16 protein-coding genes and 1 pseudogene are annotated in these 17,157 nt (G+C 71.9%); 8 read left to right on the plus strand and 9 right to left on the minus strand.

Going from position 1 to position 17,157, the window contains the following annotated elements; genetic code table 11:
• Positions 1 to 456: 456 nt before the first annotated feature.
• The 6 genes from ACWCWD_RS00360 to ACWCWD_RS00385 all read left to right on the plus strand — a co-directional run bounded on the left by ACWCWD_RS00360 (position 457) and on the right by ACWCWD_RS00385 (position 5,297).
• Positions 457 to 888 carry an RbsD/FucU domain-containing protein gene (locus tag ACWCWD_RS00360; protein WP_450769005.1) on the plus strand — a complete coding sequence of 144 codons (432 nt, stop codon included), beginning with the start codon at positions 457 to 459 and terminating at the stop codon, positions 886 to 888.
• Positions 889 to 1,216: 328 nt separating this feature from the next.
• On the plus strand, positions 1,217 to 1,723 hold the full coding sequence (locus ACWCWD_RS00365; protein ID WP_450769006.1) for a DUF4232 domain-containing protein: 507 nt from the start codon (positions 1,217 to 1,219) through the stop codon (positions 1,721 to 1,723).
• Between the two features lie 302 nt (positions 1,724 to 2,025).
• The gene (locus ACWCWD_RS00370) at positions 2,026 to 2,562 is read left to right on the plus strand and encodes an ArsR/SmtB family transcription factor (protein ID WP_450769008.1); all 537 of its coding nucleotides are present in this window, start codon (positions 2,026 to 2,028) and stop codon (positions 2,560 to 2,562) included.
• Complete coding sequence (locus ACWCWD_RS00375) at positions 2,559 to 2,903, plus strand: DUF1707 SHOCT-like domain-containing protein (RefSeq protein ID WP_450769009.1); 345 nt, start codon at positions 2,559 to 2,561, stop codon at positions 2,901 to 2,903. The genes ACWCWD_RS00370 and ACWCWD_RS00375 overlap by 4 nt, the downstream gene beginning before the upstream one ends.
• A gap of 70 nt (positions 2,904 to 2,973) precedes the next feature.
• Positions 2,974 to 3,639 carry a M15 family metallopeptidase gene (locus tag ACWCWD_RS00380; protein WP_450769010.1) on the plus strand — a complete coding sequence of 222 codons (666 nt, stop codon included), beginning with the start codon at positions 2,974 to 2,976 and terminating at the stop codon, positions 3,637 to 3,639.
• A gap of 131 nt (positions 3,640 to 3,770) precedes the next feature.
• On the plus strand, positions 3,771 to 5,297 hold the full coding sequence (locus ACWCWD_RS00385) for a hypothetical protein (RefSeq protein ID WP_450769012.1): 1,527 nt from the start codon (positions 3,771 to 3,773) through the stop codon (positions 5,295 to 5,297).
• Positions 5,298 to 5,364: 67 nt separating this feature from the next.
• Here ACWCWD_RS00385 and ACWCWD_RS00390 read toward each other — a convergent pair whose 3' ends face one another.
• Both ACWCWD_RS00390 and ACWCWD_RS00395 read right to left on the minus strand, forming a co-directional pair.
• On the minus strand, positions 5,365 to 6,654 hold the full coding sequence (locus ACWCWD_RS00390; protein WP_450769013.1) for an SLC13 family permease: 1,290 nt from the start codon (positions 6,652 to 6,654) through the stop codon (positions 5,365 to 5,367).
• Positions 6,655 to 6,671: 17 nt separating this feature from the next.
• Positions 6,672 to 7,856 (minus strand): CaiB/BaiF CoA transferase family protein, encoded by a 1,185-nt coding sequence (locus tag ACWCWD_RS00395; protein ID WP_450769015.1) that lies wholly within the window; start codon positions 7,854 to 7,856, stop codon positions 6,672 to 6,674.
• 131 nt (positions 7,857 to 7,987) lie between these two features.
• Here ACWCWD_RS00395 and ACWCWD_RS00400 point away from each other — a divergent pair, with 131 nt between their 5' ends.
• Positions 7,988 to 8,878 (plus strand): LysR family transcriptional regulator, encoded by an 891-nt coding sequence (locus tag ACWCWD_RS00400; protein WP_450769016.1) that lies wholly within the window; start codon positions 7,988 to 7,990, stop codon positions 8,876 to 8,878.
• A gap of 247 nt (positions 8,879 to 9,125) precedes the next feature.
• Positions 9,126 to 9,947: a hypothetical protein gene (locus tag ACWCWD_RS00405; protein WP_450769018.1), complete on the plus strand. Its 822-nt coding sequence runs from the start codon at positions 9,126 to 9,128 to the stop codon at positions 9,945 to 9,947.
• Between the two features lie 20 nt (positions 9,948 to 9,967).
• Here the strand turns inward: ACWCWD_RS00405 and ACWCWD_RS00410 are convergent, their stop codons facing one another.
• The 7 genes and pseudogenes from ACWCWD_RS00410 to ACWCWD_RS00440 all read right to left on the minus strand — a co-directional run bounded on the left by ACWCWD_RS00410 (position 9,968) and on the right by ACWCWD_RS00440 (position 16,976).
• The gene (locus ACWCWD_RS00410) at positions 9,968 to 11,440 is read right to left on the minus strand and encodes a glycerophosphodiester phosphodiesterase family protein (protein ID WP_450769019.1); all 1,473 of its coding nucleotides are present in this window, start codon (positions 11,438 to 11,440) and stop codon (positions 9,968 to 9,970) included.
• 344 nt (positions 11,441 to 11,784) lie between these two features.
• Positions 11,785 to 12,537, minus strand: a complete 753-nt coding sequence (locus ACWCWD_RS00415) for a DUF4232 domain-containing protein (protein ID WP_450769020.1) — start codon at positions 12,535 to 12,537, stop codon at positions 11,785 to 11,787.
• Between the two features lie 577 nt (positions 12,538 to 13,114).
• Positions 13,115 to 13,780: an MFS transporter permease gene (locus tag ACWCWD_RS00420; RefSeq protein ID WP_450769022.1), complete on the minus strand. Its 666-nt coding sequence runs from the start codon at positions 13,778 to 13,780 to the stop codon at positions 13,115 to 13,117.
• A gap of 142 nt (positions 13,781 to 13,922) precedes the next feature.
• Positions 13,923 to 14,067 (minus strand): annotated as a pseudogene (locus ACWCWD_RS00425) (MFS transporter); the annotation flags it as partial.
• A 148-nt stretch (positions 14,068 to 14,215) separates the two neighbouring features.
• On the minus strand, positions 14,216 to 15,151 hold the full coding sequence (locus ACWCWD_RS00430) for a hypothetical protein (RefSeq protein WP_450769024.1): 936 nt from the start codon (positions 15,149 to 15,151) through the stop codon (positions 14,216 to 14,218).
• A complete protein-coding gene (locus ACWCWD_RS00435; RefSeq protein ID WP_450769025.1) occupies positions 15,148 to 16,161 on the minus strand; it encodes an SPFH domain-containing protein in 1,014 nt (337 codons plus the stop codon). The genes ACWCWD_RS00430 and ACWCWD_RS00435 overlap by 4 nt, the downstream gene beginning before the upstream one ends.
• Positions 16,162 to 16,400: 239 nt before the next feature.
• Complete coding sequence (locus ACWCWD_RS00440) at positions 16,401 to 16,976, minus strand: TetR/AcrR family transcriptional regulator (protein ID WP_450769649.1); 576 nt, start codon at positions 16,974 to 16,976, stop codon at positions 16,401 to 16,403.
• Positions 16,977 to 17,157: the final 181 nt, after the last annotated feature.

A 17,157-nucleotide genomic window follows, 5' to 3' on the forward strand; every position in this document is an offset into this window, starting at 1 on the left:
CCCCTCGTACACGCCGAGTTCGCCGCCGGCGGGCCTCTTCGAGCCGACGACGAGCTGGAACGGGGTGTTCGCCGGGTCCCCGGCACGCTCCTCGACGCGTAGGCCGGTGTGATCGGTGGTTGCCCCTCCCGCAGCTGGCCATCCCTGAGTTGTTGGACGGTCATTGATGGGATGGATTTCTTATCCATGCATGGAAAGTGCGATACCGAACCGCTCATAGTCTTTGAATCGAAGACGTATTGAGCATGGTTGGACAAATGATTGCCCATCGTCTTACATACGTCCTATCTCTAGCGGTAGTTTCACCCGGCTGCGGATCCCGAAGAACCTCTTCCACTCGCTCCGGGACAAGCGCGAGGACACACCCGTGAAGCTCCGAACCGCTTGGTCTGCCGCCGCCAGGCCCGTGTCCGACTCGTATCGGCTCACGCCTGTCCCTGCTTCGGAGGAATTCTCGTGCTCCTGACCGATCTGCTGCACCCCGGCATGCTCGAAGCCCTGGCCGGAGCCGGGCACGGCGCCAGCGTGCTGCTCACCGACGGGCATTACCCCGCGAGCACGGCCGTCGGACCGCGCGCCAGGGTCGTCCACCTCAACGTCGCCCCCGGCCTGCTCGACGTCCCGTCCGTGCTCGATGTCCTGTTGCGGGCCATCCCGGTCGAATCGGCACAGGTGATGGTGCCGCCGGAGGGCGAACCGGAGCCGCCGGCCATCGCCGACTACCGTGCCCGGCTCGGCACGGTGCCGGTGGAGTCGCTCGACCGGTTCGCCTTCTACGACGCGGCCCGCTCCCCGGATCTGGCCCTGGCGATCGTCACCGCCGACACCCGTACGTACGCCAACCTGCTGCTGACCATCGGCGTCCGCGCCGACACGGCCCCTCGCTGATCCGGTCCGGTCGTCCGGCCCTGGCATGGGGCGGGGCCGGGCCCGCCGGGTCCGGTCCGCTCCAGGGCGCAGGTGCCGAACGCGTGGCGCCAGAGGCCACTGTGGCGATTCCGGGACATACATCGCGAGGGAAAGCGGGCAGGAATGGCGTCGACCATGGCTCTGGCTGGGAACAGCCGCAGGCCATCGAACGACGGGCTGTCCCGTAACCGCTGGTTGCCGAACGGCGACGACGCCGCGAATCCTCCCGAAAGGCTCCGGGTGGCGTAGCCGCCGTCGCGCGGCCGCCAGAGGCGCCGGGGCAGCCCCAGGGCAAGGAGCGTGTCTGATGCGTATCGACCAGAGGATCACCGTCGTTCTCGCCGCCACCGTGCTGGCGGGCGGGGCCGGCGCGGTGGCCGTACAGGCTTCACCGGCGACAGGTGGCGGCAGTGCTCCCTCGGCCTGCCGGCCGGCCAATCACACGGCGACGATCACCCGGGCGGACAACACCGCCGGGCACAGCCACTACCGCGTCACACTGACCGCGCCGCGTGGATACGAGCCGTGCGAGCTGGCGGGTTCGCCCACCGAGGCGCGGTTCCTGAACCACGGCTCGGACAGTGGGATCACCGCCGGCAGCTACGGCGACCAGGACACCGCGGTCACCTTCGGCCCGGGGCACCCGGTGCACTTCGACATCCAGGTACCGAGCGGCGGCCGAGGCGTGCCCGCCGACGAGGCGGCGTTCACGCTCCAGGCTCCGGGCGGCGAGATCCCCGGCACCTCCTTCGCCGAGGGCGCGTACACGGTGGCCGTCGGCACCCTCGTCGGCCCGGTCCAGCAGGGCGCCTGACCTCCTTCCGTACCCCGGTGGCGTTCCGACGGCATTTCGCCGCGGGACGCCACCGGTTCGTCGGGCGCCGGACCACCCGCCCCGAGGTGACGTACGTACGGGGCGCGGTCGGGTCGGCCGATCACCCGCACCGACCGGCCCTGTCGGCCGGGAGCGGTCGGGTAAGAGCGTGCGCGCAATCCAACGGACAATACCTGCCCACTCGTTGTAGAATTTTCCAACCAATGGAGATTGGTCCGGCGAACGGGGGCGTTCCGATGGGCACGCAGGGGCCAGGTGCGTCGCACCGGCGGTGGCACGGGGTGCACAAGGCGCTGGCCGACCCGCTGCGCATCCGGCTGCTGGAGGCGCTCTGGGAGAGGCCGCAGTCCGCACGTGAGCTCGCCGACGGTGCGGATCTCCCGGCCGACCGGCTCTACTACCACCTGGGCCGACTCGAACGGGCCGGGCTGATCGAGATCGCCGAGTACCGGCCGCTGGCCCGTGGCAAGGTCGAGCGGGTCTACACCCCCGCGGTCACGGAACCCCCCGGTGACGCCGCGAGTCCGGAGGAGATGGCCGAGTTCCTCGGCTCGATGCTGGACGCCACCCGGGCCGACATCAACGCCGCCTACCGGTCGAGGCGGGCCGGTGGCCGACGGGAGGTCGACCTGCACCGCGGTGCGGTGCGGCTGACCGACGAGGCTCTCGACGAACTCCGCGCACACATCGAGCACCTCGCCGCCAGGTTCGGGGACCGCGAGGCTCCCGGGGTCTGGACGCGGGTGGTCGTCTCGCTCGTCGACCTGCAGGACCGCCCGGTCTCCAGTACCACGACCCTGCCTGAGGAGAAGTCATGAAGGAACCCGAGGAGCACTTACCCGACCCGCTGGTACGCGCTTCCGACGCCGAGCGCGACCGGACCGAGGCGCGGCTGAAACACCACTACGCGGTCGGCCGGCTGACACTGCCCGAACTCGAAGAGCGCGTGGGCGCGGCCTGCGTAGCGCGTACGCGTGCACAACTCGACTCCCTCCTGCGGGACTTGCCCAGCGAGGCTGCGGAGTCCAGCCGGCCGGCTCCGGGGATCGACTCCCGCCTGATGATCATCCTGCTCTGCTGCTGGCCGCCGGCGGCGCTCGTCTACTGGATCGTCTTCCAGCTCGCGGAACGGCGCGGAGGATCACGCGGCACGCGGTGATGTTCGCGCGGCGTTCCGCGAACGATCCCGGATGTGGCCGAGGCGGGACACGGCGCGAGATGATCACCGCATGAATGAGATCGTCCTGATGTCTGATCCGTCGGTGGCCGCCATACCCGTCGCGGAATGCGGGGAACCTCTCGTGGACGTCCGCCGGGACGGCCGGCTGCTGGTCGACACCCGCAAGCAGGACCCGGCGGACGCCTTCGCACATCTGCGGGAGGGCGTGCTGGAGCGGCTGGTGAAGGCGCAGGCACTGCTGCTCCCGCAGGGACTGCGCCTGCTGTTCGTCGAGGGCTACCGGCCGCCCTCGCTCCAGAGCGCGTACTTCGAGGAGTACGCCGACCAATTGCGGGCCGCGAACCCCGACTGGTCCGCCGGGCGGATCCGCTCGGCGGCCAGCCGGTACGTCTCCCCGCCCGACATCGCCCCGCACAGCGCCGGCGCCGCCGTCGACCTCACCCTGGCGGACACCGGGGGCCGCGAGCTGGACCTGGGCACCCGGATGAACGCCGACCCCGAGGAGAGCGAGGGCGCCTGTTACACCCACGCCGCCAACATCGGCACGGAGGCCCGCGCCAACCGGGAACTGCTGGGCTCCGTGCTCACCTCCGCAGGACTGGTGAACTACCCCACCGAGTGGTGGCACTGGTCCTTCGGCGACCGGTACTGGGCCCTGATGTCGGGTGAGGACGCGGCACTCTACGGCCCGAAGGAACTCGCGGAGAGGGCCTGACGGCCCCGGGCCGCCCGCCCCCGTCGCGACCGCCGCCCGGTCCCGCCGCCCCGGGCGGCGCACCACTGTCCGCACCGCTTACCGCAGAGGCCACGAGTCCGTTGTCAGTGGGCGGTGTTACGTTCCGTGACATGACCGATCACGCGCTACGGCTGCTGCGCCAGGACCGTCGCCTGGCCGAACTGGCCGCCTTTCCCTTCGACTTCGACCTGGACCGCGCCGCCCACGGCCATGTGGAGGAAGTCCGCCTCGCCTCGGGCGGGCCGTTGGAGGTGGTGGCCGGGGACGATACCGGCGGCACGTACTTCGTGTGCGCGGACGGCTCGGTGCTCTACGCCGACTCGGAGGGGGCCGCGGGGATCATCGGCTCAAGCGCCGACGAGGCCCTGGAGCTCGTGATCGGCCTGCCCGGCTGGCGCGGCTACACAGACCTGTCGCCGGACGACGGCGAGGAGAAGATCCTGGCGTGCGTCGCGGAGACCGAGGACGAGATCCGCGAGTGCTACGGAATCGACGAGGAGCGGGCCGAACTCCGTGCGGCGCTGGGTTTCCCGAAGCGCTCCCCGGTCGAGCTGGTGGCCAGGCTGAGCGCCGCGCTGCTGCGCACCGAGCCGGACTTCGTCCTGCTCAACGCGGAAGAGGGGTGCGCGTACGACCGGATGGGCCCGGCCGGTCCCCCGCTGTGGGAGAAGGTGCTCGCGGCGGGCCGCGCCGATCTCGCCCTGCTGCGGGCGGGCGACCGCACGGCATGGCGTGAAGTCGCCGAGGACCCGGTGCGGCGCCGGATCACCCTGCGGGCCGCGCAGTTCGACCGCGCCGAGAACGATCCGGAACTGCTGCGGCATCTGCTGCGGCACGAGACCCGGTCATCGATGACCGACGAACTGCGGCTCGCGGCCGTACTGGTGGGGCTGCGCGGGAACACCGGAGATCTCCCGCTGCTGCTCGAGATCCGGGAGACGGACTTCGACACGGCGTGCGGCCTGGGCGGGATGCCGGAACCGGGTGCGAGCGCGGACGAGTTGTACCAGTGGGCGCGGGCGCTCGACGAGTCGATGTTCGGGACGGACCCGTCGGACGAGCCGGTCTCCACATGGACCGACCTGGCACGGGACCAGGGGATGACGGGGCTCGCTCGGGTGACGCTGATCCGCGCACTCGACGACATCTTCATGGACCGGAGCAGACTCCGCCGCCCCGAGGCGCCCCGCACCCTGGCCACGGCTCCGCTCAGTGGGCTCGCCCGGGACTTCGAGGAACTCGGCGACCTCCACCAGGCGCTACGCGCCCAGCACCTGTACGCCGCCCTTCAGGAGACGGCTCGGGACCGGGCCTCGGCCCGGCTCACCCTGGCCCGCCTGGAGCGGGAGGCGGACCGGTTGCCGCAGGCGGTGGCCGGCCTGGCCGCCGTGCGCGACGCCCTGGCCACCCCGGGCGACGGCTCACTGCACCACTGGCAGCAGATCAACCTCGGCCGCTACATCGCCGAGGAGCACTACCGGCTCACCCTCGCCCTGGCCGACGCGGGCCTCCCCGAGGAGGCCCGCGCTCTCCTCACGGCGGCCGACGCCATACTCGGCGAGCTCTCGGAGAACGCCGCCAACGGCGTCAGCGAGCTCGCCGAGCGGACCGCTGCGAGAGTGCGGGAGACCAACTGAGGACGGGCACGGCGGACCGGGCTACGGGCGTCCGGGCCGCACCGAGGGCCGGGGTGGCGCTACCGCGTCACCACCACCCGAAGGCGAAGCACGCCAGCGCGGGGCCGACGACCACGGACACCAGCCCGCACCGCAGCAGTTGGCGGAAGAGCGGCGTACGGTCCTCGGGCTTCGCGGCACCGAGGATCAGGCCGCCGGTGATGCCCAGCGGGTTGATGTCGACCAGGATCGAGGCCAGGGCGACCGCCAGGACGGCGCCGACCGGCGAGGCGCCCTCGGCGACCACGGCGGGTACCAGCGGGATGGTGGTCGCGAAGACCGCGATGGAGCTCGCGGCGAAGGACGTGACACCGGCGATGTAGCAGAGCACGAGCAGGCTCAGCATCGGGGAGCCGTCCACCCGCAGCAGATCGCTGATCCGGGTGAAGGCGCCCAGGTCCTGCATCAGGCCGACGTAGGTGAGCAGTCCACCGATGAGCAGCACGATGTTCCACGGGATCCGGGAGATGATCTCGCTCGGCTCCAGCCGGAGCGCCAGCTGCTGGACGACCGCTGCGGTGAGCCCCAGGTACCCGATGTTGATGTCGAAGCCGACCGACAGCACCACCACCGCCAGCAGACACCCGAGCGTGAGGTAACGGCCCCAGGCAGGCTGCTGGGTGCGCCCGGTGGCTCCGGCGCCGGTGGTCTCTCCGGCGGCGGTCCCCTCGGTGTCCGGCTCGCCGACCGGGGTGAGCCGGCCGCGCGGCATGGTGCCGGTACGGAACCCGACCACGAGGCATCCGGCGCAGATGACGAGGCCCGCCAGCAGTCCGCCGAGGAAGAAGCTGACCGGTGCGGAACCGGGCAGGTCGAGCCCCATCTTGTCGCCCAGCCGGTTGGCGCTGGTGCCGAACACGGCCAGGGGCGAGAGGAGTCCGCTGATGATGCCGGTGATCCCGAGGACGGCGGCGATGAACGGAGGTATCCCGTACCGGGCGGCGAGCCCCAGCGCGATGGGCGCGACGATGGCGGTGGCGGCGGCCGGAAGGGTGCCGACCGCCGTCAGCACGGCCCCGATCAGGAACGGCACCAGGGCGACCAGCAGCGCACGCCCGCCGACCAGGCGGAGCACGCCGTCCAGGAGCCAGTCGAGCGTGCCGTTGATCTGGGCGACGGCGAACAGCGCCGTGATCCCGACCAGCAGGACGAAGAAGTCGCCCGGGAAGAACGCGGTCACCTGGTCCGCGGTGCGGTCCGCGGCGAGACCGACGAGGAACGCGGCCGGCAGGGCCGCGAGCCCGATGTTGAACCTCGGGACGAGCGTCGCCAGGAAGAGGGCGACGAGAACGACGATGGAGACGTCGGCCATGGACATGTGTGAGTCCCCCTGGATCAGATGACGCCGCGGACGGCGAGGTCGTCGATGGCGGCGGGGCCGAGGCCGAGTTCGCCGAGCACGGCACGGGTGTGCTCGCCCAGGTGCGGTGCGCTGCGGTCCACGATCTGGCCGAATCCGGAGAACCGTCCGGCGGATCCCTGCACGAGGCGGGTACGCCCGTCGTGCTCGTCGGTCACCTCGACCACCGATCCACGCGCCCGCACATGCGGGTCGGCGCAGATGTCTGAGGCGGAGTTCACCGGCCCGCAGGCTACGCCCGCGTCGTCCAGCAACTTCGTCAGGGGGGCGAGGTCGTGATCGGCCACCCAGGCGGCCACCCGGCCCTCGATCTCCGCCCGGTGCTCGATCCGGGCCGACATCGTCCCGTACACGGCCAGGTCCGGCGCGTCCATCGCGACGACCAGCCGGCGCCACATCTGCTCCGTCGACGCCGGGAGGGCCAGCCAGCGCCCGTCGCGCGTCCGGTAGAGGTTGTTGGGGCTGATGTGGGGATTCTCGTTGCCCTGGCGTTCGCGGACCTCGCCGGTCTCGCCGTAGTCGACGATGAAGTCCTCCATCATCCGCAACAGCGGCTCGTACAGACCGATGTCGGCCAGCTGCGGCTCGCCCGTCAGGTCACGCTGGCGCAGCGCGAGCATCGCCGCGAAGGCCGCGTAGATTCCGGTGACGCCGTCGGCGACCGGATAACCCGCGAACACCGGCGGACCGTCGGGGAACCCCGTGCGGTGGGTCAGCCCGGCGAAGGCCTCCGCGACACGGGCGAAGCCGGGGCGCTCCGCGTACGGACCGGTGCGCCCGAACGCGCTCACGTGAACCATGACGAGGTCGGGCCGGTGGGCGACGAGGTCGTCGAAGTCGATGGAGAAGCGGCGCAGGGTCGCCGGCCGGAAGTTGGTCACCACCACGTCGGCCGTCGCGGCGAGTTGTCCGACGAGGGCGGCGGCCTCCGGATGGTGCAGGTCGATCGTCACGCTGGACTTGTTGCGGCCGACGACCGCCCAGCCCGCGGAGACACCGTCGTCGTCGAGCGGCGGATAGCCGCGCGCGGGGTCACCGGTACCGGGCTGTTCGACCTTGATCACCTCGGCTCCGAACTCGGCGAGGAGGGAGGAGGCCAGAGGGCCGGCGAGGACGGTCGAGATGTCCAGGACACGCACGCCATTGAGGGGTCCGGGCACGGAAAATCCTTTCACGAGCAATCAGCACGTCACGGCGATGCGTGACCCGCGTCACGATGTCGTGGTGCGAACGCTGCGGGAAGATGCCGTCCTCTGGATCCGGTGAAAGCCAATGGCAATAACATGGGTTGATGCGAGTCGAACGCGCCCGGTACTTCCTCGCCGCGCTGCGCACCGGGTCCCTCCGGTCGGCGGCGGCGGCCTGCGGTGTCAGTCAGCCCACGATCGGACAGCAACTCACGGTGCTGGAAGAAGAGTTGGATGTCGTCCTGCTGACGCGGAGTCCGGGAGGCGTGCGTGCCACACCGGCCGGTGAAGCGCTGGTCGGCCCGTTCACCCGCCTCGTGGCGGCCGAGGACGCGGTGCGCGAGGCGGCGCTGGCCTCCAACGGGACATATCAGGGCAGGGTGTCCATCGGGGGCGGTTCGGTGACCGTCGAGACGATCGTCGCGCCGGTCGTCGGGCGGCTGCTCGCGGACCACCCGGGCCTGCGGTTCTCCGTGCGCGAGGGGCCCTCGGGTGACATCGAGAGCGCGGTGCTCAGCGGCGACCTGGACCTCGGCGTGGTCACCACGCCCGACGAACCCGCACCCGGCGGACTCGTCCGGCGACGGCTCATGACGGCGCCGCTCGGCGTCCACACCGGGCCGGACCACCCGCTGGCCCGGCGCGGCGAAGTCACCTGGGCGGACCTGGAACACTGGCCGATCGTCACCATGAGACCCGGCACCGTCCTGCACCAGCGGCTGCGCAAACACCTTCCGAAGGCCCAGGTGATGGTCGAGGCGATGTCGGCGCGCACGGTGCAGACCATGGTCACCCGGGGTGCCGGGATCGGCCTCCTCGCCCGCTTCGACACCCGTCGCCCCCCGGGCGGGCTGACCTGGCTGCCGCTCGCCGACGCCGAGCCGGTCCAGGTCAGCCTGGTACAGCGCACCGACAGTCAGCCGTCCCGCTCCTCCATCGTCGTACGCCGCCTGATCACCGCCCGCGCCGACGAGCTGTCGGGACGCACGGACTGAGGGGACGCACGGACTGAGGGGGCGTACGGACCGATCAGCGGGTCATGATCATGGTCTCTGGTAGATTGCTTGCGCCGTGCATGAATGACCACCTGACGGTACGTCGACCCCCACCGCACCGATCGCACGTGCTGCGAGGGAGTCGATCCGTCGTCCCTCCACGCCAGTCGCCATGTCGACCGGACCGCTGTGCACTCGGACCGCTGCGCGGCCGACGGCAGGCCCCACTTGGAGAGAGATGACGAACGTGACCAGATTCCTGCCCACCGGCACCCGCGCCACCCGGATGGCCGGCGCCGGACTGGCGGCCCTCGTGATGGCCGCCGGCACGGCTGCCTGTTCCTCGGACGACGGGAACAGCCGGCCCGCGGCGGGGGCTTCCCCGAAGGTCGAGGTGCTCACGGAGAACGGCTACCGCGGCCTGACGCCGGGCATGAGCAAGGACGACGCGCTGGCCGGCGGCGCACTGGAGACGACGGCGATCTCGCTGCTCGGCGGTTGTACCGACTTCACCTTCACCGGGTCGGCCGCCCGTCGGCCCGCTCAGGACAGTTCCCGGATGGAGGCGGAGGCCGCGGCCGAGGCGAAGCTCAAGGACCTCGACGCGAAGGCCGACCAGGCAGCCGAGCCGGACCCGCTGCCGACCCTGGCGCCGAACGCCTCCGCGGCGGAGTCCGCGGAGTTCGCCAAGCGCGCGTCGGAGGCGGCCGGGCAACTTCAGGCCAGCACGGAGGCCCTCGCGGCCGCGGCCCAGGCCCAGGCCGACGTCATGAAGCTGCGCGAGGCAATGGACAAGGCGTTCCTGGCGCAGGGCCGGGTCTCCTTCGGTGCAGCCGGGCTGCGCGAACTCGCGGTTCCGGCCGCCGCACGGACGGCGGCGGGCATCGGTGCCGGGTCCACCCTCGCGGAGTTGAAGGAGGCCTACGGCTCCCACGGCCTCGCCCTGGACGAGAACGGCCGGTACCGCGTGCCCGTCGACGGAAAGCAGGGCTGGGTATACGAGTTCACCATCGACGGGGACAAGGTCAGTGGCCTCGCCCTCCTCAACCCTGACATGAAGTGCGCCTGACCTAGCCCGGCCGGGGGCGGTCAGCGGCGGACCGGGGAGAGCTGGAGGTAGTCGAGGTTCCAGTTCTGGTACGCGTCGGCGGGGAGGCTGATCCGCAGGACGTGGTGTCCGGCGGTGAGCCGCTGCTCCACCCCGCCGGCCTGGAGCACCTCCTTGTTGTGGCTGGTGGTGTCGCGTACGGAGACCCGTGCGCTCTCCGCGCCGCCGTCGAAGGAGACGGTGTACGTACCCGCCGGGGAGTACGGCGAGGACACCCGCGCGGAGAGCGCGTACGTCCCCGTGCGCGGAACGTCCACGTCGTACGTCAGCCACTCGCCACCACGCATCCAGCTGACCCGGACGTTGCCGTCGGCGTCGCTGACGTCGACGCCCTCGCCGGGCCGCATGCCCAGTCCGCCGGCGTTCGCGGTGTCGTTGTCGTGGTAGCCGGTGCCCTCACCGGGACGGAAGTCCTCCGCCTGCACGCGTACGCCTCCGCGCGGCAGCGGGTCGCCCTCCCCGGTCCGCAGCCAGGACTCGACCTTCGCCACGTCGTCCGTCTGGAAGACCGAGGTGTGGAAGCCGCGTACCAGCGCCTCCCACCCCCGCAGCGGGTCGGTCAGCGAGGCCTCGTCGGTCATGTGGTCGGAGAGGCCGTTCCACATGGTGTTGCTCCAGACCCGGCTGTGCTTCGCCAGGGCGTCGAGGAACGGCCTGCGGGCCACGGCGTCCTGAGCGCTGTCGAAGTTGACCTCGTACGCCACCGGCTGGTCGTCGCCGAACCGGTCGACGTCGCCGATGTTCGCGTCGGTGATCATGTGCATGTAGACGGCGTCCGGGTGTGCCGCGAGGAAGTCCTGGACCTCGGAGACCGGGGCGTCGCTCTTGAAGAGGCCGTTGCGGACCGTGCCGGTGCGGGTGAGGACGTCCCAGACCGCCTCCCGGCTCGACCAGCCCTTGTCCAGGTTGACCAGACCCCGGTCCTTGGCGAGCTCCATCGCCTCCTCCAGCGTCGGCACCCGCTCGTCGGTGATGGCCGCCTGCGCGCCTCCCAGCCCTTCCTTGAGACGGAGTTGCCGGATCTGGGCGAGCGTCAGGTCGGCCACCGCGCCGGTCCCGTTCGTGGTGCGGTCGACCGTGGTGTCGTGCATCAGCACGGGAACGCCGTCCTTGGTCAACTGGATGTCGGTCTCGACGAGTTCCGCACCACGGTCGAAGGCGGCCCGGAACGCCGGCAGCGAGTTCTCGGGAGCGTCGCGCCACTGTCCCCGGTGCGCCGCGGTGAGGATCTTCGCGTCGGACCCGTGGTCCAGCAGGTCGCGGTACGCGCGCGTCGCCGCGTTCCCGCCGGAGCTGCCCGTGCCTCCGAAGACGTACGCCGGGGAGTTCCCGCCCCGGTCGGCGGCAGGCCCGGCGTCGCCAGGCAGGCGGTCGGCGGCGAACGCGGCACCGGCCGCGACCAGTACGAGGGAGACGGCGATGGCGGCGGAGCGGTTCACAAGCGATCTCTTCATGGTTCGGACAGTAGGAAGGCCGCGAACAGGGCCGGCGGACACGGTCTGACCCGTTGATGTCCGAAGGCTGAACGGTCCGTGAGATCCGCACCGTCCTCAGCTCCCCGGGTGCATCACCGAACGCCCGCCGGCCGCCACCCGCGACAGCGCCGGCCGCCGGATCGGCGGGCGCCTGGCCTGTGGATCGAGGAGCCGACCGATGCCGTACCGGGAACAGGCGCCTCGGGCCCGGCTGTACGCGAGGCCCGTGGCGGAGGTGGCGAAGGAGAAGGGATGAGCCGAACAGCGGGACACGCACGGCGAATTGACCACCCGGGTACGCGCTGCCCGGCGCCCTGCCGATGTCAGTGGCCCGCCACCGCGGTGGTCGTGAACCGGTCGCCGCAGACGAGAGGCTCGGTGGTCCGCAGGGTGAGCGCCCGGGTGGAGCCCGGCGGGTACACCTTGAGGTAGTCGGGACGGCTCCAGCACGGAGAGTCGGAGACTCCCTGGTTGTTGGTGTGCAGGGTGACCTCGGCCGTCCTGCCGGGGCCGAGTGCCGTACTCGTACCGGCCGTTCCCTCATGCGTGGCAGGCACGCCGACCGCACTGCCGTCGCGCCGGATCAGCGAGACACCCGGGTAACCCTTCAACGCGCACGTCTTCTTGGACGTGTTGGTGAACGTGAGCCGGTAGTAGACCTGGCCCGCACCGGCGTCCGCGGGAGCCAGACTCATGGTCAGCGTCTCGGCGGCGCACCGCTGAGCGGCACTCGCCCCACCGGCTCCGGACGACGCGGAAGGTTCGGCGGGCTCGGAGGGTCCGGAGGGAATGGGGTCGGCGGCCGGTGCCGAGGGGCTGTCCGCCGCGGGTTCGCCCGAGGGGCCGGGCGCTTCGGGCGTGGTTGCTCCGGCCGCCACCGAGTGACTCGCGGCGACCGGATCGGCCGACGTGGAGTCTCCGGAACCGCAACCGGCCGCCGCGAGCGTGATCGAAGCGGCCAGCACGGGGACGACGCCGAACCTGCGGAACCCGCCGGAACGCGGCGCACGCGAGCGGGGCCCCGTGGCCGGGGAGCGGAGGGCGGACGCTGTGGTGGTACGCGGAAGAGAGTCCATGTTCTTCGCCTGCTCGGTTCCGCGCCCTCCGAACCTCTCCGTCGCCGAACAGGTCCGGAATCGGGACCGGAACGGGAAGGAACGACAGGAACCGTACGCCCCCGTACGAGGACGTACGTCTTCCGTACGAGGAGATACGGGGACGTACGGATGCGGGCGGATACGGGCGGAGCCGCAGGAATCCGGGGCTCGTCCGGGGCGTTCGGATACCGGCTCCGGCGGCTTCGAATCGCGCCGCGCGCCCGGCCCTGGGACCATGGAGCGGTCGGAAAAGCAGCTTCCCGACGGTCCCGATCCTGCTGGAGGTGACCATGTCCTCGAAGCGTCGACGCAAGAAGAAGGCTCGTCGCAAGCATCCCGCGAACCACGGCAAGAGGCCTCAGACCTGACGAAGCGTCCTGCGTCTCTCCCACGCTCCCCGCACCCTGCTCTGCTCGTGCGGGACGCACGCACCACCCACCACGGACGTGGGACCGCCTCTTGACGTGCCTGACCTGCCACGACCCGGTTTCGGCCCCGCTGCCAGTGCGGCGGGGCCGAAACCGGGTCGTGTGGTCCGGCGCGTCGGTGGGACCCGTCAGGTGCGATCCGTGTCCTGCTCCGCCGCTGCCGGAGCATCGGACCGCTGCGACGGGAGGGCCGGGTCGACGCCGACGGGATCCGCCTCCGCCCGCGAGGCCCCCGTGGCCCGGCCTTTGATGGCGAGCGCCACCGCCGCGGTCAGCGCGAGGGCGGTCGCCGCGAAGAGCTGCACCCGGTGGTCGAAGACGGTGACCATGAACGTGCCCAGCAGGAGGGCCGGGCCGGTGGGGCCGAAGACCAGCGTCCCGGCGGTACCGGCGACCCTGCCGAGCAGCGCGCCCGGGGTCTCCTTCTGGACCGACGTCATGGCGCTGATGAGAGGCCAGGGCAGCCCGAGACCGACCAGCAGGCCCCCGGCCAGGACCAGCGGCAGGAAGCCGGTCGCCCGTGCCGACACCCCGGCGGCGAAGAGTACGAGTCCCAGGGCGGACACCGTACGGAAGGACAGCCGACGCAGCAGGGGGCCGGTCGACAGTCCGCCCGCGACCGACCCGAGCCCCTGGACCGTGGCGAGCACGCCCACGAAGGCGGCGGGCCGGTGCAGGCCGTGGTCGACGAGGGCGTAGTTGGCGGAACTGCTCAGGCTGGAGGCGGCCCAGCCATGGCCGGGGCCCAGGCGCAGAAGGTGACGAGGGCGGTTAGGTGGTGTCCGGCGGATCAAGGTCGGACAGGGCGCGGCGTCCGGGGCGGTGCATCGCAAGGCGCCGAAACGTCCTCATCGCGGAGCGATTCGGACGTTTGGGCAACGCCGCGAGGTGCCGTTCCGGGCGCCGCGACCCCGGCCATGATCCGCCGGACACCACCGAGGGCGTCGGAACCGGTCAATTCCTTCACCCAGACACCGGCGGCCAGGGACATGGCGGAGTCACCGAACCCGGAGACGAGCACTCCCGCCAGATAGATACGGGCGTTGCGGTCTTTCAGCACCCCGGCCGGGCCCCAGACCATGAATGACGTCCCCTCGACGAACCCGCCACGGCATCCCGCACCCTATTTCCCCTCGGCCGAACGGAGTTGGGGAACGGCGCATTGACGGGCCACTCCGCCGACCGGTGCGGAACACCCCGTACGAACAGCCCTCGGCCGACGACGGCCCTCAGCCGACCAGCCGCAGCGAGGTCGCGGAGACGCCGAGCCGCACCGCCTGGCCCCAGGTCAGTTCCAGCGCGTCGGACTCCATCCCGTCGCCGAACACCACCATCCGGTCCGACTCCACCGTCAGCCGCAGCCCCTGGCCGCGCCCCAGCTCCCCGGCGACCAGGGAGGTCCCCGTCACGGGCGACGGCCACGCTTCCCGGACGAACCAGAGCAGCCGGGGGTCCGTGGGCGCGGGCAGCCGCAGGGTGCTGCCGCGCTCCTGCCAGAGGGATCGGAGCCAGCCGGTGGCGCCGGTGCCCGTGCCGACCAGCACGCCGGAGGACGCCTGCGCCTCACCGCCACCGGAGGGAGCACCGGCACCGGAGGGAGCGCCGCCCTCGGTGTCCTGGCCGATCCGGTAGCGGGCGGTCTGGTGGCCCGGGGGGCCGAGGTAGATCTCGTTGAGGGCCACCAGCCGCTCGCCGTCGTCCGCCACCGCCTCCACCATCGTCAGCTCGTCCGCCCGGCCACCGGCCCCGGGCGCGGTCGCCGCGCGGAGCAGGGCTCCGGTGTCGCGTACGCGGTGGCGCACGAGGACCCCGGGATTGCGCCCGGGTTCGGTGTCGATGCCGATCACCGGCTGGCCGGCGAGGTACTTCGCCGCGTTGGCGACCAGCCCGTCCTGCCCGGCCACGATCACCACGTCCTCCGGCCCGAAGAGGAAGCGGTCCAGATCGGCGCGCTCCACCCGGGAGCGCCGCCAGGTGAGCGGCACGGCGGACGCCACGTCGGCCAGCGCCCGCCGCGTCCGGTGGTGGCGGGCCGCCACCTCGTCCAGGGAGCGGCCGCGGGTGGAGAGGAAGAACGCCGCCTGGCCGTGCGTACCGTGCCGGGCGAGCAGCTCCTCGTACTCCGTGGTCCGGTGCACGAGGACCGCCCGGGGGGCGAGGCTCACGCCGGGGTCCCGCCGCCGGGGCGGCCGAGGCGGGCGAGCAGCCCGGTCAGCACGTCGGGGGAGAGGGTGAGGCTGTCGATGTGCGGCAGGTTCTCGGCCAGCCTGGTCGCCGCGAGGGCGTGCAGGGTGGCCGCGTCGACCTCGCCGTGGACGCGCAGCCAGGCCGCCTGCGCGTCGGCCCGGGCCGCGCCCGTCTCCCGTACGGACTCCGCCTCCGCCTTGGCCAGACGCACCGCGCGGGACGCCTCGGCGCGGGCCCGGACGTCGTCGGCCGCCGCCTTCTCCTCGGCCTCGCGGCGGGCGTTGGTGCCGCGCTGGTCGACCAGCTGCTCCTCCCGGCGGGCGAGTTCGATCTGGCTGGCCAGCTCGTTCTCGGCGATGGCCCGTTCCCGCTCGACCGCCACGGCGCGGCGTTCGTAGGTGGCCCGGTCGGCCTCCTGCTGGATCTGCTCGCGGGCGGGCGTGCGCAGGGCGCGTTCCACCTCCGCCTCGGGGCGGATCGCCACGACCCGGGTCGCCACCACGTCGATGCCCGTCGCGGGCAGCCGGGGCTCGGCGGCGAGACCGGCCGAGACCCGCTCGCGCACCAGGGCCACCCCGTCGACGAGGGCGGTGGCGAGCGGGGTACGGGCCAGCGCGTCCAGGGTGTGCTGCTGCGCGGTCTCGGTCAGGAGGGTCGCGATCTGGTCGAGCGGGGAGCCGCGCCACACACCGGTGTCCGGGTCCACCGAGAAGTCCAGGCGGGCCGCCGCCAGCGCGGGGTCGCTGACCCGGTAGGTGACGGTGGCCTGCACGGTCACGTCCTGGAAGTCGGCGGTACGGGCGTGGAACGCCATCGCCAGCTCCCGGTCGTCCACCGGTACCTCGGAGAGCGCGGCGCTCAGCGAGCGGTACCAGAAGCTCAGCCCGGGGCCGTCGTGGGTGAGCACTCCGCGCTTGTGGTGGCGGATGTGGGCGGTGGGCGCGGAGCGCAGATGGCGCCAGCCGAAGCGCCGGGTGATGTCGGCCATGAGAACGACCCCTTCCGTTTCTCGTCAGGGTGACGACAAAGGATGACGATAGGGGGCCGGAGGGATATCGTCAAGGGGACGAAAACGATCGAGGGGGAGGGTCCCGGGGCGTTCCGGGGTACGCGAACGGCCGGCGTCTTCGGTGGAAGTCGCCGGCCGTCGGGGTGCGTCGCCCCCGTCCCCACGGTGCGACGCGAGCGGGCCGTTCCCTCCGCTGGGATGGACGGCCCACGATCGGGTCAGGGCTCGCTGGGGGGTGTCTCCAGTCCGAGCCCGGGCAGGATGGCCTTCTCCGTGAACCGCACGAGGTACTCCGCGTCCGCGTGCCGACTGTCGAGCAGTGGCCGTACGCGCACCATGCCGAAGAGCTGGGCCGCGACGTACTCGGCGGTCGCGCAGTCGGGAGCGATCTCGCCGCGCTCGCGACCCCGGCGGACCATGGCCTCGATCGCCGCGATCTCCGGCAGTACGAGGGACTCGCGCATCGCGCGGAGCAGCTCCGGGCTCTGCAGGGCGGCGTGGCTCAGGGCGTGCACCAGGGTGGTGTCGAGGCCGGAGCGCGCGCCGATCGCGCGCGCCACCGCCAGCAGGTCGCCCGCCAGGGATCCGGTGTCGATGTGGGTGAGCGAACAGCGCCGGGTGCTGTGGAGCGCCGCGACGACCAGCTCGGGCTTCGACCCCCACTGCCGGTAGAGCGTCGACTTGCCGCAGCGGGTCCGCGCCGCGACGCCCTCCATGGTGAGGGATTCGTACCCGCTCTCGCGGAGCAGCTCCAGCACCGCTGCGTACAGCTCCTGGGCCCGCTCCGGTGTGATTTTCGACCTAGGGGACCGGGGTGAGGGCGTCGCCGTCTCCTGTGTCCCGCGGTCCGAATTCTCCTGTTGCTCCTGCTTGTTGTGTGTTTCCTGTGCAGAGTCCAGGGTTGGCACGGTTCGTTCCTCCTGGGGCTCGGCGGTACAGCGCTTCGATACGCCAGTGTACCGATACGTTTGCGTA

It is taken from the genome of Streptomyces sp. NPDC001493, from assembly GCF_053597235.1.